This window comes from Paenilisteria newyorkensis (assembly GCF_000766145.1).
Classification (GTDB): Bacteria; Bacillota; Bacilli; order Lactobacillales; family Listeriaceae; genus Listeria_A; species Listeria_A newyorkensis.
The window spans coordinates 252752-269944 of sequence record NZ_JNFB01000012.1 but is presented as its reverse complement, the minus strand read 5'-3'; the positions used below and the strand labels follow the sequence as shown (position 1 = coordinate 269944).

At 43.4% G+C, this 17193-nt stretch carries 16 protein-coding genes; 3 read left to right on the top strand and 13 right to left on the bottom strand.

Annotated elements, in window-relative coordinates:
• The first annotated feature begins 3 nt into the window (after positions 1-3).
• On the top strand, positions 4-477 hold the full coding sequence (locus tag EP58_RS05815; protein WP_036091180.1) for a GNAT family N-acetyltransferase: 474 nt from the start codon (positions 4-6) through the stop codon (positions 475-477).
• Between the two features lie 907 nt (positions 478-1384).
• Here EP58_RS05815 and EP58_RS05810 read toward each other — a convergent pair.
• A complete protein-coding gene (locus EP58_RS05810; RefSeq protein WP_036091177.1) occupies positions 1385-2401 on the bottom strand; it encodes a PTS sugar transporter subunit IIC in 1017 nt (338 codons plus the stop codon).
• 264 nt (positions 2402-2665) lie between these two features.
• Between EP58_RS05810 and EP58_RS05805 the strand changes: the two genes are divergently transcribed.
• Complete coding sequence (locus EP58_RS05805) at positions 2666-2845, top strand: hypothetical protein (protein ID WP_036091175.1); 180 nt, start codon at positions 2666-2668, stop codon at positions 2843-2845.
• Between the two features lie 41 nt (positions 2846-2886).
• Entirely contained in the window at positions 2887-3348 is a 462-nt protein-coding gene (locus tag EP58_RS05800) for a GNAT family N-acetyltransferase (RefSeq protein ID WP_052165019.1), read from the top strand.
• Positions 3349-3420: 72 nt separating this feature from the next.
• On the opposite strand, the gene mreB is transcribed toward EP58_RS05800, so the two are convergent.
• The 12 genes from mreB to EP58_RS05740 all read right to left on the bottom strand — a co-directional run bounded on the left by mreB (position 3421) and on the right by EP58_RS05740 (position 17049).
• On the bottom strand, positions 3421-4437 hold the full coding sequence (gene mreB, locus EP58_RS05795) for a rod shape-determining protein (protein WP_036091172.1): 1017 nt from the start codon (positions 4435-4437) through the stop codon (positions 3421-3423).
• Positions 4438-4598: 161 nt separating this feature from the next.
• On the bottom strand, positions 4599-4901 hold the full coding sequence (locus EP58_RS05790; RefSeq protein WP_036091170.1) for a nucleotide pyrophosphohydrolase: 303 nt from the start codon (positions 4899-4901) through the stop codon (positions 4599-4601).
• Positions 4902-4947: 46 nt separating this feature from the next.
• Positions 4948-6093, bottom strand: coding sequence for a mannitol-1-phosphate 5-dehydrogenase (locus EP58_RS05785; protein WP_036091168.1), 1146 nt, complete (start codon positions 6091-6093; stop codon positions 4948-4950).
• Entirely contained in the window at positions 6090-6524 is a 435-nt protein-coding gene (locus EP58_RS05780; protein ID WP_036091166.1) for a PTS mannitol transporter subunit IIA, read from the bottom strand. Before EP58_RS05780 ends, EP58_RS05785 begins: the two co-directional genes overlap by 4 nt.
• Positions 6525-6526: 2 nt before the next feature.
• Complete coding sequence (locus EP58_RS05775) at positions 6527-8611, bottom strand: BglG family transcription antiterminator (protein WP_036091163.1); 2085 nt, start codon at positions 8609-8611, stop codon at positions 6527-6529.
• 14 nt (positions 8612-8625) lie between these two features.
• Positions 8626-10065, bottom strand: a complete 1440-nt coding sequence (locus tag EP58_RS05770) for a PTS mannitol transporter subunit IIBC (RefSeq protein WP_036091161.1) — start codon at positions 10063-10065, stop codon at positions 8626-8628.
• A 298-nt stretch (positions 10066-10363) separates the two neighbouring features.
• A complete protein-coding gene (locus tag EP58_RS05765) occupies positions 10364-10882 on the bottom strand; it encodes a hypothetical protein (protein WP_036091157.1) in 519 nt (172 codons plus the stop codon).
• Positions 10883-11115: 233 nt separating this feature from the next.
• Positions 11116-11445, bottom strand: a complete 330-nt coding sequence (locus EP58_RS05760) for a thioredoxin family protein (RefSeq protein ID WP_036081872.1) — start codon at positions 11443-11445, stop codon at positions 11116-11118.
• Complete coding sequence (locus EP58_RS05755; RefSeq protein WP_036091154.1) at positions 11442-11882, bottom strand: flavodoxin; 441 nt, start codon at positions 11880-11882, stop codon at positions 11442-11444. Before EP58_RS05755 ends, EP58_RS05760 begins: the two co-directional genes overlap by 4 nt.
• Complete coding sequence (locus EP58_RS05750; RefSeq protein WP_036091151.1) at positions 11879-12928, bottom strand: ribonucleotide-diphosphate reductase subunit beta; 1050 nt, start codon at positions 12926-12928, stop codon at positions 11879-11881. The genes EP58_RS05755 and EP58_RS05750 overlap by 4 nt, the downstream gene beginning before the upstream one ends.
• A gap of 71 nt (positions 12929-12999) precedes the next feature.
• Positions 13000-15276: a ribonucleoside-diphosphate reductase subunit alpha gene (locus EP58_RS05745; RefSeq protein ID WP_036091150.1), complete on the bottom strand. Its 2277-nt coding sequence runs from the start codon at positions 15274-15276 to the stop codon at positions 13000-13002.
• A 438-nt stretch (positions 15277-15714) separates the two neighbouring features.
• Complete coding sequence (locus EP58_RS05740) at positions 15715-17049, bottom strand: MATE family efflux transporter (protein ID WP_036091148.1); 1335 nt, start codon at positions 17047-17049, stop codon at positions 15715-15717.
• Between the last annotated feature and the right edge of the window lie 144 nt (positions 17050-17193).

Below are 17193 nucleotides of genomic sequence, written 5' to 3'. Positions count from 1 at the left end.
ATTATGTTAATCAGAAAATCAACGAAACAAGATGCTGCGGGAATGATTGAACTCGAGCATCTCGTTTGGACAGCCGAAACAACACCCGGTGAAACCCATTACAATACCGAATCCGAATACCTACTAAAAAACCCACCAGCATCCAAAGTCGTTGCCGAAATCGATGGAAAAATCGCGGGCATTCTAGGCTATCACTCACCGATTCCACTAAAAAGTAACGAACATGTTTGGACACTGGACATCGCTGTACATCCCGATTTCCAAAAACACGGCGTCGGCTCTGCACTCATGAAAGAACTGTACCGCATCGCCAAAGCCGAAAACAAGAAAAAAATCTCTTTACGCGTCCTATCGACAAACGAAAAAGCCATCCAATTTTATACGAAACATGGTTTCCAAAAAGAAGGCCAGCTTCACAACGAATTTATTATCAATGGTGAGTATGTAGATGACATTTTTATGGCGGTTTTCCTCTAATTTCGATTACTTTCGTCCATAAAAATTAGCTCATTTTTCCATCCGTAATCACTTTAGCATATTCCGAATGTATCATTTTTTACTATTTATGTTTTAACTTTGCGAAAAGCGGTTAATGTATAGTATCAAAGCGATAGAGGGTGATTGGATGACAGAATCGCATAGACTGAAAGAAAAGCTTATAGGTGAAAAGGACAAATTAGCCACACGAGCCAAAGGTCAGTTTAGTAAGTTAACCAATGACATTGTCGGAGCAGCCCGTATTTAAGATGGATGTTTGAAACGTAGTAAGAAATTCGATTATCCAACGATTATTGTTTGCACAAGTTATTCGTTTCTCCTTTTTCCCTATTCTCGTTAACGAAAGCGGTATTTGTTTTCAATGAATATCGTGCGAGAGAGTCTATATGTTTTGTCTCACTTTTAGTGCATATAGACGGTATGGATGGAGTTACCATAACTTTGCTATAGTCGGATATCGTCTGGTGAAGGAAGTTTTTAAGTAATTGGTCAGTTTTACGGGAGCTTGAGGAAGACCACGGTAAATGAAAAGGTCGCGTCAAGAGATTTATCCACTCGTAAGGCAAGGAATACGGAATCTCGATACGTCGCTCCAACTATATTAAAATATTGTTTTACCTCACTTTTTAGTATAGCTAGCGAAAAAGTTTCGTATTCAACCATTGAATTCTAAACTTAGTTACACGTTAGTCATATCTACTAGTCCAAAGTTGTCTAGTAAATATCTGGATTTTCCAATTCTATCTACCAACTATTTTTAGATATTCTATCGTATTCCGATTTATTTAAACCAATTACTCAGGCAAATTCCGGCACATCACGAGGAAAGAGGATGAATAGGTTCTGGCCCTTTAACAGGTCACTTCCTACTTCATCCTCTTTTTTGTTATTCTAATTCGACTCGTAAATCCCCGCTCCGCAACCAAGACGAACGCAAAAGGAATGGCCGAGCAACGAGTGCAATCACTGCTGGTATCACAACAGCGACGATTAAGAAAGCACCGAAAGACAACCAACCGTAATTCGCAATCAAGAAAAGTGGTGCAACAAAGGCGCATAAACCAAGCCCTGCCACTTCTGCTGATGCTTGCAAATGGAAAACAAGTACGCCGATTGGGCTTGCAATCACCGCCGAAATAAGTGGCACAATCATCACCGCCGGTCGCTTAATGATATTTGGCGTCTGCAATTTTGGCGTGCAAATCAATTGTGCAAAAAACGCGCCCCAATTATTATCCCGGAAGCCTAGCACTGCAAAAGAAACAAACTGTACCGAACAGCCTATCAATGCCGCTGCACTCGCCGTCGGATCGAGCTGCAAAGCAATCGCCAGTGCCGCCGATGAAGCCGGACTCAGAATCAAAATCGCGAACACTAACGCGATTACCATCGACGAAAGAATCGGTGACCCGTCCACAAGCGACGTAATGCCACCACTCACCGACGTCAAAACCGGCGCCATAATCTTTGAAAACAACAATCCGCTAATCCCGCCCGAAAGCAGTGCTGCGGCAGGAATTAAAATCATATCAAAATTTGTTTTACCCGTCACACGTTTACCGACCCAAACCGCCACAATAACAGCCAGAATCGCGCCAATCGGTTCCCCGCCAATAATCGAAAAACCACCATTTTCAAGCGCTAATATCGCGCCTCCACCAATAACCGACGCAGCAGCCGCGCTAATCACGACAAGCGTATTCGCACCAAGACATATCGCAATCCCCACGCCAAGCCCAGGAATCAATAATAATTTTCCGACAGCTCCAATTTCTGTTAACCATGTAAAACCGATCATCTGCCCTATCGTCTGCAATAATAAACCCATGCCAAGTGTTACTAAAACCGCGTTCGCTATCCCCATCGACGCCTTGTAAGAGCGGTCCACAATATAATCCTTCATGCCTTATCCCCTTTTCTCGTTTAATCCTTTCCATCTTACCGAGAATACAGACTGAAAGCAAAGAAAGTTTTAATTACTAAACAAAAATGAGGAAGAATCGCTTAAACTAACACCGAAAGCTTTATTATAGACAAAATAGCTAGCCCCTGTTTAATATCTTGTTTAGTCTATTAAATTTTTGATTTCATGACAAAAGTCTCTTAATAATTCTTACTTTTTTCGCTATAATAGATTACATACCTACATAAAGAAAGGAGTTTTTGAATGAAACTTATCGGTTTAATCCTGCTTGTTTTAGGCATCGTTGGTGTTGGCGTATCGTTCAGTATCGTTGGAATCATTGGCTTTATCGTTTGTCTCGCATCCATTGTTCTCTTCGTGCTAGGCATCCTATTCATGATTCGTTCCAAGAGAAAAAATAATCGTTCTTATTCATATAGATAGTTTATCGCATCACCAAATATTGTTTGCTACGGAGGATTACGATGATTGATACACGCTTTATTGTTTGGGATAATCAGTATCTTGAGGATGCAATCCAGTTATATATCGATGTTTTTACCGATGAACCTTGGAATGATGTATTGACCTACGAAGAAATAAAGCTTTATTTTGATCGCTTACTCGCTATGAATACCTTTGAGGGCTATCTTACGCTCGACGCTACTGGTGCAGTTATCGCGGCCTCCCTCGGCTTCATTCGTCCGTGGTTTCGCGGTGTACAGTATCATTTAGATTCCTTTTATATTGCTAATGCCTTTCAGAGTAAAGGGATTGGTGGCGCCTTTTTGGATTTTGTAAAGGCTGATTTGGCGCAAAAGGATATTCCAAATATCGCATTGGATACTGAGATTGGCTATCCATCTGACTTTTTTTATCGCAAACATGGATTCAGTAGTAATCCAGATTCCGTCACTATGTATGGAAATACGAAACTAAAAAAATAACAACTCTACATCTAAAAAACCGAGAGATTGTATAAAAAATCTCCCGGTTTTTCTTATGTTTCAATTCCTTTTTTATCGTGCCGTTACTTTTTCAATATTTATCAGTCGATCTAAATGTTCTCCTGCCATGCTCGTTCCAAGCGCTACGGACTCGAACGGTGCTGGGGCCATATGAACCGGCACCATAATTTGGCTATGCAACCAATCGGATAAACCTTCCAGTAGTGAGCCACCGCCTGTCAGCGTTACGCCACTTGCACGGATATTACCGCTCAGTTCAGGAGGACTCGTTTCTAGTGTCGATTGAACCACGCTCAAAATGCGTTTCAAAAATTCATCAATCTCTTCTTGGAATTCAGTAGCTGGTACTTCAATCGTGATTGGAAAACCTGTCACTAAATCACGCCCCTCAATCTCGATCGACTTCTCTGCCACCAACGATGTGTCGCAATGCAACTGCCACTTCACCTGTTCCGCCGTTTCTAAACCAATCAATACATTATATTTATTGCGAACCAGTTGGGCGATATCACGGTCGAGTTCGTCACCCGATTTGCGCAATGTGGCACTCGTAACGATGCCGCCATAGGAAACGAGCGATGTTGAAATTTTGCCAGCGCCGATGTCTACAATCACGTTTGCAATCGGTTTCTCGAACGGTAAACCCGCGCCCATCGTTGCAGCGAGCGATCCTTCTATAAAATAAAGCGACTTGACTCCCAGTGAAAACAAGATGTCTCCAATCGCTTGACGTTCAATATTCGTAGCCCCAGGAAGTAGTGCTACAATCAAATCCATTTGTTTAAAACGCTTACCGGTAACCGCGCTAACACGGCCTTCCACTTTCTTCATCAATCGTAATGTCATATCAAAATCGGCAATAATACCACCTTGTAACGGACTAAGCACAACAATCGAGCCCGGTGTCTTTTCTGCTAACTCTTTCGCTTCATGGCCAATTTCCAGAACTTTATCTTTTTTCGTATCATATGCTAAAACTGTAGGCTCATGAAAAATCATTTTCTCCATGTCTGAGTAGATACTAATATTAGCCGTGCCAATATCAATACCAATTGTTACTTTCCCCATATTTCTTTTCCCACTTTCCTAAATGTTGATTTTCAGATTCGCCTTATCGTTTATAGCTATCCTCTTCTAGTATATCAGGTCTAAAAAATATAATCCATGACGAAGCCGTGAACATTTCCAAAAAAAAAGTAAAAAAAGACAACAAAGAGTACCTTTTTGAGTCAGATACTCTTTGTCGGATATTTCCTTGCATTTTTCGCCAGCTTATCCTGTACGATTGTTTCCACGCTGACATCCATCGCATCAGCCATCTGAATCGCATAAATAAAAACATCTGCCAACTCGTCTAAAATTTCCGCGCGATTCGCCGTCACAGCCTCCTCACTCGTTTTCCATTGGAAACATTCGAGTAGTTCGCTTGCTTCTAGCGTCAGAGACAAGGCTAAGTCTTTTTGCAAGGCATATTGCCCTTCCCAGCCACGCGCTTCGACAAATTGACGCACTGTTTGCTTTAATTGCTCCACTGTTGCCACCCCCTCTTTTAAAAAGAGTGTATCATATCGCACAATATCAAGCTAATTTTAAATACGAATCTTTTACTTTCTCAAATAATTTGGAGTAACTCTCGATTCCTGTCACGTCCGCAATCGCTTTCTCAAGTCCTACAGCGGCAACAAGTGCTTGTAACTCTACAGCTTCCGTATCATCTGGATCGTTGAATCGCAGAGCCGCTGCAATCGCATCTGCGAGTGCTTTTGGTGTTTCGTTAAAAGCTTCGACAAATTGGCGCGCAGGCTGCACAAAACGGTCATTTGGGCCTAATTTGCGCATTGGCGAACGACCAACACGGGATACATAGTCCGAAATGTGAGGATTTTTGAATCTTTCAATAATTTTGTCAATATAAGCTTGATGTTCTTTATGCGCAAAGTCGAATTTCTTTTCTAGTAACGCACCAGTTTCTTCGAGCGCGCTCCGAACAGCGAATAGCACTTTGTCGTTATGAATGGCCGCTTCAATGGAATCAATATTTTTCATATGACCGATATAGGCCGTTACCGCGTGACCCGTGTTTACCGTGAACAATTTGCGCTCAATATACGGCGTTAAATCGGCCACGTAAGTGATTCCTGGAACGTCTGGCGCCGCGCCTTTAATCGCACTTTTCTCAACAACCCACTCATAAAACGGCTCTACTAGGACAGTCAGCGGGTCATCGTGCGTTTGGTTCGGCACAATCCGGTCCACCGCAGCGTTCGGGAATGACACGAATTCGTCCGCATATTTTTTCTCAGCATCTGTCAACTCCGCGTAAACACGCTCTTGAAGCGACGCCGAGGCACCGATCATATTTTCACACGCCATAATAATCAATGGTTTTTGAATCGCCGTTCTTGCTTTTATTGCAACCACCAACGTCTTCGCAATAAACGGTAAAATCGTTGGTCCAACCGCCGTCGTTACAAGCTCTGTTTCCAAAATGGCAGCGATGACCTGCTCCGGATTTTCCTGGCTATTAATCGCGCTCACATCTGTGATCAAATCCACTTGCTGCGAATCATCCGCTAAAATCACATTGTATTGCTTTTTCTCGTTCAGCGCGTTCACAACCGTCTTGTTCACGTCCACAAACGTGACATGGTATTTCGCCTCATGCAGCAGTTGCCCAATAAAACCGCGACCAATATTTCCAGCTCCAAAATGTACAGCGATCATGCGCTTTCGCTCCCTTCAAAGAAGTCAATAATCTCCTGCTTCGACTCCGCAGCAACGATTTGCGCCACGTTTTCTTCCTCCGAGCACACAATCGCGATACTGCTCAGTAAATCCATATGCTCGCCGTCCGCACCCGCAATACCAATCAAAACCTTCACCTCATTGCCATCAAACGAAACACCATCCGGCACCTGCAAAATCACGATTCCCGAGTTTTTTATCATATCCCGCGAATCATCCGTACCATGCGGAATCGCCACCATATTCCCGATAAACGTCGTCGTCATCGCGTCACGCTCTTTCATCTTCTCAATATAAGGCACATCCACGTAACCCTGATCCACCAACAATTGTCCCGCGGCCGTAATCGCCTCTTCCTTCGTGCTAAACGCCTGTTTCAACGCAATATCTTGATTATTCAATGCTACCATCCCTATTTCCTCCTCATATCATCTAAAAATTGGTTCAATCTACTAATCACAAAAGCAGTGATTTCCGCACCATTACCCGATTCCAACAACCGCGTCGTGTCCTCATTTTCAATCGCCATCGCACTGATAAAACTCATCACTTCGAGTCCCTGCGGCGCCAATTTTTCCGGTGCTAGCAAAACAAGTAAGGTCGTCGCCGCCACATTTCCGCCACCCATCGCCGGTACATCGACCGCATCCTGCAACGAAAAAATCTGAAAAACCGGCTGATGCACAAACTCATTTCGGACATGAAACAACGCAAGCCGCGTCTCTGGAATGCCGAAACCACTCCACTTTTCCCGTTCCAACAAAGACCGGAGCAATATCTCGACTTGGATATCCCGCTCCTGCTCAAACATCGCCATACAAACCGCGCGCAACGTATCTTCCAAATCGTGTTGCGTCTCCTCCATTTTCGCGACCTGAAACCCTTTCAAAATCGCCAAAACCGTGTTCACATACTCCTGCTGACTTTCCAAACGATGCACCGCCTCAAGCAACGTCATCTGCTCCTCTTGCTCGCGTGGCGCCTTTTGCGGCACAAACATTTCCTTCTGCTTCAAAAAAACCTCGACCTGCGAAATTTCCCGATCCGTCAACATCGGACTCACCAGAAAATATTCAAAATCCACTTTTCCTAAATCAATCGTCGACACAATCACATCAAAATGTCGCGTATTCCGCTGATTCAACACCTCAAACAATGACACATTCTGCAAATCCTTGAGCTGCGGTAACGCCTGTTTCAAGCGCGTCGCCAACATTTTGGACGTTCCAATCCCGCTCGAACAAACGACCAGTCCCGAAAACACGCGACTCTCATTTTTCTGCAACAACGCCGCCCCGAAATGCAACACCAAATAGCCAATTTCCTCATCCGGCACCTCAGCTTGCTGGTAAATCTCACGAAACGCCACCCGCACAATTTGGAAAAGTGACGGATAGTCGTGCTTAATCGTTTTAATCAATGGATTGTGAATCCGCATATTCTGATCCAGTCTGCGTAACGCCGGTCGTAAATGCGCGGTCAAACCGCTAAGTAACGCCGCCTCCTGAAACCTACTACCAAGCTCAGCCTCCACTTTTGAAATCAGTCGTTTGGCAATCGTCACCGCCTGCACATTCTCATTCCCCGAGAAAATCCCCGACTCATCCTGCGCCTTGGCCCCGCGAATATGCATCGTCACGTAAAGCGCTTCACCATCCGGCACGACAAATGGCTCCATTCCCAAGCAAGCCGCCAGCAATTCTTTCGCCACTGAAAATTCTGGAAAATTCCGAAAATACTCCTGTTCCGGCTTCATCTCCTGCAAATAATTCCCGCTAATCATCCGTTCCACCGAAATCGAAATGTGCACGACGAGCGTCAAATACGCCTCATCCGTAATCTCATACGCCAAATCCTTGCGCCACGTCCGCACATTCTCCTCCACTTTTTGAATCAACGCATTATCAATCACACCAAGCAAACGATCATCCGCCAGCGTTTCGATTTCACCCTGCTTTTGTTGCTGAAACAATTGGAACAGTGAATTTTTAGAACCCGTCGTCGCGATTAAATCACTAAGAAGCGCCCGTTTTATCACTTCATCCGCCATCAATTTCACGCCGTATCCACGTTTGCGCTCAATCTCCGCACGCCCAATTAGCTCGTCCTCTAACTTCGTCAAATCACTGCTGACCGTCGATATCGTCACATTGAGATCATTTGCCAACGCGATCAATTTTACCGGTTCATTTTCCTTTAATAACGTTTTTAAAATAAACTGCTGCCGTTCCATCGGTGTGAATTCATTGTAAGAAAGGTCGAGCAATTGCCACTTGAAAGCTTGGCGACTAGATTCCGAGCCAAACACCGAAAGCTTCGCATCCTTGCGCTCCAAAGCCAACTGGTACGACCCAAGAACAGCCTCCACTTCCTTCAAATCGCGCCTAATTGTCCGCTCACTCACATCCATATATTCCGCCAAATCCGCCGTTGCCACAGGTTCATGGCTCATTAAAAGCTGCTCCAAAATAAGTCTCGTCCTTGCCGAAATATACATCTAAATTCCCCCAGTTATTTCTGGTCAGCCAAATTCTGCACTAGCTCATCGTATTTATGACTATTCAAGAAATTGTCCACCGAAATATGATAGGCCTTTGGTAGTTTTTCCGTCGCACGAGCCGTCAAATCTTGATGCGTCACGACAATATCAGCGTCCGGAGGCAACTGCGCAATCGCAAAATTCACAACTTCGATATCCAGCCCCGCCTTCTTCACCTTATTCCGCAACACCGACGCGCCCATCGCACTCGAACCCATACCAGCATCACACGCAAAAATAATTTTTCTAGTGCCAACCGGAATCCCGTCCGCAGCAAGTTCCGCATCCGTCGTCCCAACAACCGCACTAGCTACCATCGCCTTCTTACCTTTCATTGTAGCCATTTTTTGCTCCGCTGTCCTCAGTTCCGCATCATCTGTCTCTTTCGACGTTTTCAACACCACCGCAGACACCGTAAACGAGACAATCGTCGCGAATAGAATTCCTGCGATAATACCGATATAATCCCCTTGGGGCGTCAATGCAAGTATTGCGAAAATACTACCCGGAGAAGCCGTTGCAACCAAACCGACATCAAATAAGTTAAATGTAATAATCCCTGTCATCCCACCAGCAATAGCACCTAAAAGTAACGCAGGTTTCATTAGAACATATGGGAAGTAAATTTCATGAATCCCACCTAAAAACTGAATAATAATAGCGCCAGGAGCTGTTTGTCTCGCAGTTCCTTTACCAAATACCGTATAAGCAAGCAAAATCCCTAATCCCGGTCCTGGGTTTGTCTCGATCAAGAATAATATCGATTTCCCCGTACTTACTGCCTGATCAATACCTAGCGGAGATAATACACCTTGATTAATCGCATTATTCAAAAACAATACCTTGGCAGGCTCTACAAAAATACTAACCAGTGGCAAAAGATGATTATCAATTAGGAATTGAACACCCGAAGCCATCGCCTGATTCACGGTTTGCAATGCAGGCCCAATCGTTTTTAAAGATATAATGGCCAAGGTACCTGCCAAAATACCTGCTGAGAAGTTATTAACTAACATTTCAAATCCAGCTTTTATTTTTCCTTCGATTAATTTATCAAATCGCTTAATCAACCAAGCCGAGAATGGTCCTAATATCATCGCACCAAGTAACATTGGCATTGATGTTCCCACAATAGCCCCCATGGTCACAGCCGCACCAACGACACCACCACGAGTCTCATATACCAATTTCCCTCCAGTATAAGCAATTAGAAGGGGCAATAAATATTTAATCATTGGATCAACAAGTTTCGCAAACTCCGCATTTGGAATTCGACCAGTCGGAATAAATAATGCCGTAATAAGTCCCCATGCAATAAACGCCCCAATATTGGGCATAATCATACCACTTAAAAAACTACCAAAATGCTGAACCTTCACACGAAAGCCAGACTTTTCTTGTTGTTGCTCCATTTTTATGTCCTCCTCCATTTTCTCCTAATCATCCAGAAAAGAATCCCTTTGTTTTCTGCTCCAAAGCAATGCCTCGCCCGTTCCACTACTAGAAGTGCGCCCTTCCAAACCCTAGCTTCACATATCGACTCAGCTCTTAATTACATTGTATGATAGCGGTAACAACATAGCAATACAATCAAAATTGGAATTTGTCCTCGGAGGGTGGACAAGATTGGAGAAGAGTTTTGTGGGAAGAAAAAGAAGCTATATGCATACGACATTAAATCATACAGCATATAGCTTCTCATTCTAGAACTTATTTAACAACTTTATATGTTACTTGAGTTGAATATGAAGTGTGTGGAACTCCGTCTGTAATAGTTACTTTTACTCTTTTCCCTTGATTTGCCGCAGATATGACTTCTTTTTTGAATACAGCATTTCGAGAAAGAATAGTGGCAGCTGAATATGCAGCCGCTCCTGCACCAAATACTGGACCTAGTATGACAACTACAGCATTAAGTTGCGCACCACCACTCGCAGTTTTCATAGATGATGCCAAGCTCTTAGTTTGAGCTTTCGAAAGTGTGTACGATCCAAGTGTCACTCTTGATGCTCTAGGTTGTATAGCATACGTAATATCTACTGATTCTTCAGTAATTGGCGACAGAGCCAATGTCTTTTCTGTATAGGCGTCCGTAGTAGATTTGTCTAAACTAACTTCATCGCTTTTTACTGTAGTTGCAAATGTTTCAGCTCCTGGTGCCAACACTGTCAACCCCATAGTTAGCGCTATTCCTGTACAGCAGATTTGAATTTTCTTTTTTGTACTCATTATCCTTACCCCCATTTTATAGTTTTTTTACGAAATATCGAGCAACTTACAGCTAAACTTACTATGAAGTGCGCACCTTCTAAGTTAAATTTATACTGCATAAAAGCTCTCACATTTATATTACGAAAGCGTTAACAAAAATTCAATATAAACCAAATATAATTTTGTCCGTATAATGAGGACAAAATTATATTAAAAAGGCACCCAGTTGTCTGAGTGCCTTTTTATTGAGATCAAGCCTCTTGAGCCACAACTGCTTCCTCAATATGCTCCGGCGGAATAAATCCATTCAATCGTGAAACCTCTTCGCCCCCCTTATACAACACCAATGTCGGCGTTTGACGAATATTCCGATCAAAAAAGAAATTTTCCCCAACTTCTTCTAATTTCACTTTCAATACCTTCACCTTATCTGCCATCGATGAATTTTTAAACTCTTGGAATGAGAGATCTAACATCTTGCAATTTGGGCAGTTGTCTTTCCAGTAATCCACGTATACTAGTTCTCCAGCTGCTATATGTTGTTCGAATTCTTCCATTGATTTAATTTCGATACTTGTCATTTTACTACCCCTTCTCTCATGGACAATACTTCCGCGACCCATTCCTGAATCGCCACATGGTCCCGTTCATTATTCGGCATTTGCTCAATCTTCAACCGCGGATACTCCGATGCAAAATACGTTGCCATCCGATCGACTGCCCCGCAAAAATAGGCCATGCTCCATTGTGTCTCACCCGTCCCAAAAATCGCGACGTGTGGCGGTTTCGTTCCTAATTCTGCGATAAAATCCTTCATGTCTGGCGGTGTCCTACCTAAATCAGCTGTCCATGCCCCTAAAATGAACAAATCGTAGTCCGTCTCAAGTGGATACTGGGCGCCGGGATGAACGCGGAAACTTGTCACATCATGCTGTGCTCGTACAAGTTCCGCCTCCACTTCCTCTGCGACCATCTTCGTATTACCACTCAAAGAATCATACGCCAAGAGGATTCTCATAGATCGTCAAAACCGTTGTCAACATTTGTTTTTTTGTAACTACTATTGCGCATTTCGAAAAAGTCCGTTTTCGTCTCGGTAAAATTATCTGCATACGCCTTAATCCACGACATCTTATTCTCGCTGTGACCTGGATAAAGTTCAGGAATCCCAAGCATACCAAGCATCTTATTGGCGCGATATTTCACGTAATCCACCATTTCCGATACATCGATACCTTCAATTCCGTCCAACACTTCCTCCGACCAAATCGTCTCAAGTTCCACGGCGTGGCGGAAGGCCTCATGCGTATATTCCACAAGCTCATCTGTTTGCAATTCCGGATTTTCACCAAGAATCGCGCGAATAACTTCTGAGATAAACTTAGAATGTGCCAATTCATCACGATTGATAAAACTAATAATTTTCCCAGTTCCCGTCATTTTATTTTGACGAACCAAGTTATAAAAATAAGCAAAACCACTATAAAAATTAATACCTTCTAAAATAGAAGATTGAATCAACGCTTTGACTAAATTCTCGCCCGTCTTATTGTTCATAAAATCATCATAAGACTTCATAATCGGCTCATTACGCTTCACAATCGTCGGATGCGTCCGCGCCAGTTCAAAAATACGTTTCTGCTCTTGCAAATTCGTAATCGAAGCAAGCACGTAAGAATAACTCTCATTATGAATTACTTCTTGCTGTCCAATAATCGCGGTATTCGCGTGCACTGCTGGATCTGTAATATATTCCGCGACATTATAAATAAACCTTGTTTGCGGAGAATCAAGTGTCGCAAGCAAACCAATAATCGCATCAAAAGCATATTTCTCTTCTTCTGAAAGCAACGGATATTGCTTAGCATCACTCTTCATATCGACCTCATCAGGAATCCAATAGTTCGTCGATAACTCTTTATACGCACGATAAAACGATGGATACGGAATATCATTCCAATTCAAAATGCCACTCGTGTCACCATTTATAATTGCAGTTGAGCGATTCGGGCTCAACGGTTCCAAAATTTTAATACGGTGCAATTCTTCTTTTTGATCCGTCATATAATAACCTCCTTCAAGATATGTAAAACACGAGCAAAGACAATCGCTTTGCTCGTTTCGCTATTTAGTTATCAGCTTGAGCACCATTCGCACTCTTCTACATCGATGTCATTCGAACGGACATAATACGTCGTTTTCAGACCTTCACTCCAAGCCAACATATGGAGTTCTAGCAATTTACTTGCTTTAATTCCACTTGGCACATAGAAGTTGAAGCTTTGTGATTGATCGACATGGCGTTGACGGCGACCGTTTTGGCGGACACTTGCGAATTGGTCCACTTGATACGCGCCTTTGCCATAGTATGGGTATGTTTTAAGTGAAAGATCCGGCGCAATAACTGGACGGCGATAATCTTTCTTCTCTTCATAATAAAACGGACTGAAAATTGGATCGATGGATGCCGTTGAGCCCGCGATTTGTGCTGTACTCATGTTTGGAGCAACAGCTAGCAGATACGCATTCCGGATACCATTTTTCGCAACGTCTGCTGCAAGTTCTTGCCATGCATCCGATGTATAACCGCGGCGTTCGAAGTATTCGCCAGTATTCCAATCACTGCCTTTAAAGACGGAGTACGTGCCTTTTTCTTTCCCTAAAGCCGCGCTCGCTTTGATCGTTAGGAAATTGATTTGCTCATATAATTCATCGGCAAAAACTTCCGCTTCTTCGCTATCCCACGCAATATTCTTAAGGGCAAGCAAGTGATGCCAGCCAAAAGTTCCAAGACCAATCGAGCGGTATTTCTTATTCGTAATTGTTGCTTGCGGTACTGGAAGCTCGTTCAAATCGATAACATTATCCAGCATCCGAACTTCAATTGCAATCAAGCGTTCCAACGTATTTGGATCTTCCGCCGTAACAGCGCGACCTAGATTCACAGAAGACAAGTTACAAACAACGAAATCGCCGGCTTGCTTCGTAATCACGATTTGGTCGCCACTAATGATCTCTTGAATCATCCGCGTCGGACTCATATTTTGCATAATTTCCGTACATAGATTACTCGAGTAAACCATTCCCGCATGTTTGTTAGGATTCATCCGGTTGACTTCATCGCGGTAGAACATGAACGGATTACCGGTTTCCAGTTGACTCACCATGATGCGTTTCATGATATCAATCGCCTTCACGATTTTTCTGCTCACCGTTTCATCCATTACTAACTCTTCATATTTCTCGCGGAACGAGCCGTCACCTTTTTGCTCATCGTAGAAATCTTGTAGGTACCAGCCTTTTTTCTCTTTGACTTCATGTGGATCAAATAAGTACCAGTCGCCACGACGCTCGACAGCTTCCATAAATAAGTCTGGCATACAAACCGCTGTAAAGACGTCATGTGCGCGTAAACGTTGGTCTCCGTTGTTTAGACGAAGATCTAGGAACGCTTCGATATCTTTATGGAAAACATCCAAGTAAACCGCAATCGCGCCTTTACGTTGGCCTAATTGATCGACACTAACCGCCGTATTGTTCAGTTGCTTAATCCAAGGAACAACGCCACCACTAGCGCCACGCACGCCGCGAATTGCAGAACCCGAAGAACGTACATAACCAAGATAAGCACCAACGCCGCCACCATGCTTACTTACCCGCGCCACATCAGTATTACTATCGTAAATCCCTTGCAAACTATCATCCACCGTATCAATGAAGCAACTAGACAATTGTCCGCCGACTTTACCAGCATTGGCAAGCGTTGGCGTCGCTACTGTCATGTATAAATTGCTAAGCGCCCAATAAGCTTCGCGAACTAAATCCATCCGCTTTTCTTTCGGCTCATCTTGCATCAAATAAAGCGCGATGGTCAACCAACGTTCTTGCGGCAACTCGTACACATTACGCGCTTGATCCGTCGCTAGGTAACGCGTTGCCAATAAGTACAAACCATTATATGTGAAAAGTTTATCTTTCTCTGGATCAATCATGTCACCAGCTTCGATTAACTCATCTTTCGAATAGTTTTTCAAAATGCTACCAGAATAAATACCACGTTCGCCAAGGCTTTCTTGCAAGCCAACATACGAACCATATTTGTCATCGTCATTATAAAAACGATTTTTACTCGCTTTCTTGTATAACTTGTTCAAATAAAGTCGTGCCGCGAATAATTCCCATGCTGGAAGGTGAACATCCGTACGCGCCTCTGCTTCGCGAATCAAGTAATCCACAAGCTCATCCGCCGCGTAGTCCTCTTTCTTCTCAATAAATGTAAACACTTTACGCTTGTAATCTTCCATCTCAAGTGCTGGAAATTCTGCATGAATCGTATCCAGATATCTGTTTAGTCGTTCCTTGTCGAAAGGTAGTTTGCGATTCCCTCCGTCTTTCACTATGTAAGTTGTCATTTGTAGTCCCCATTTCTTCCCAATATTTCAAGTTATACCTGGTCTCATTCATCCATCGAAACGAGCCTCATCCGAACAAAAAAATTAACTTTTGCAAAAGTCTGATCCTTTGTAAAAGTTAAAATAGCATTTCATGTTTTAACGGCTTTCGATACTATATATAGTACCTCGTTTCGAATGTGAATGCAAGATATTGTGTCTCGGCTTTTTTCCTAGAATCGATACGAAGCGTTTCATTTCAAAGGTTTTCGGATTTTAAATTTATTTTTAAGCAAAATTCTTTGTGAATGAGACCACAAAATTCACGTTTGTCAACCACTACAAGTTGTGATTAGAGCAACATCTTATACCACATTTAGTAGCAGGATTTTTATGGTTTATTTATTTCACAAACATTAGAAAATCCATGCCGATAAAGACACGGATTTCCTAACTTTATTATACTTTGCCGAAAATATGCTTGCGTCTCGCGTATATCACGATCGACAAGGCCACCACAGCTTCTGAAAGTGGAATCGATGCCCAAACACCTTCTGCTCCGAAAAACGGCGGTAAGATGATCAGGAAGGCTACCATGAACAGCATTTCGCGCGCGACCGTAATCCAAATCGCCATGCCTACGCGGCCACTCGTTTGGAAATACGTCATCATCACGAAGTTGAAGCCCATAAATAGGTAACCCGCAAAGAAAACCCGCACAGCGACCGTCGCCAAATCCACAATCTCCTGGCTAAATGTACCGAACATCGCTACGATATGGCCTGCTCCGAAAAAGCCACCGACGAAGAAAACAAGCCCTGTGCCAATCGCCGTTATAATCGCAAGCCGCATTGTTTGCTGCTCCCGATCTTGTTGTTTCGCGCCACGATAGTAACTGATCAGCGGTTGAATCGCCGAACTCATCCCGAGGAACAACATCAAAATCACACTATGCGTATAGTTCAGCACAGAGAATGCCGCGACGCCAGCCGTTCCCGCCACCGCTGCAATTGCGATATTGTAGCCCATCGTGAACACCGACAAGCCAAGCTCCGACAAGAAACTCGGCAATCCAATCGAGAACGTTTTGGCAAGCGAATTTTTCGTAAAGCGGAATTTCACGAATTTTAAGCGTGAGGTTTTTTTGAAAAAGTGTATCGATAATACGCCGATTCCAACCGTAACCGCAATGATTGTTGCGCCTGCTGAACCGCTCACACCCCAGTCCAAAATAAACAAGAAACAATAATTCAAAATCACATTCACGATCGCCGTCACAATTAACGCGATCATAGAAAGGTTCGGATCACCATCATTACGTACGAAAATACTCAAAATGTTTTCAATCGTAAACGCAAAACCGAACATCAGCAAAATCGTCATATAATCCATCACGTACGGCAACGTCTCTGGATTCGCACCCAGCACATTCGCCAGTGGCACCCGGAACACGAATGCAATCGCCGCCAGCGTAATCGTGATGACAAACACCATTATAATAGAACGAGTAAAGATGCGTTGCGCCTCCGGAATGTTCTTCTCACCTAGAGCGAACGAGTATTGCGTCGCGCCACCAATCCCAATCCAAAGCGAGATCGCCGTGAAGATCGAGAACACCGGCACCGCAATATTAATCCCAGCAAGCGCTACCCCACCGAGTCTATGTCCTACAAAAATCCCATCCGTCACAATATTCACCGACATCAGCAACATCCCAACGAGTGAAGGAATTAAATACCTCAGAAAAACCCTCAAAACCGAGTCCGTTTCCATTCTTGTGTCCATTTCTTTCATAACTTCTCACTTCCTAACCTAACGTTAATTAGTCAACTATACCATTTAATCACATTATCGTAAAAATTGCAACATGACAACCAACATTGCAAAATTGTAAGGTTCGGCATCCCTTTTGTTAGTTAAGAAGCGGGAACCAAATCT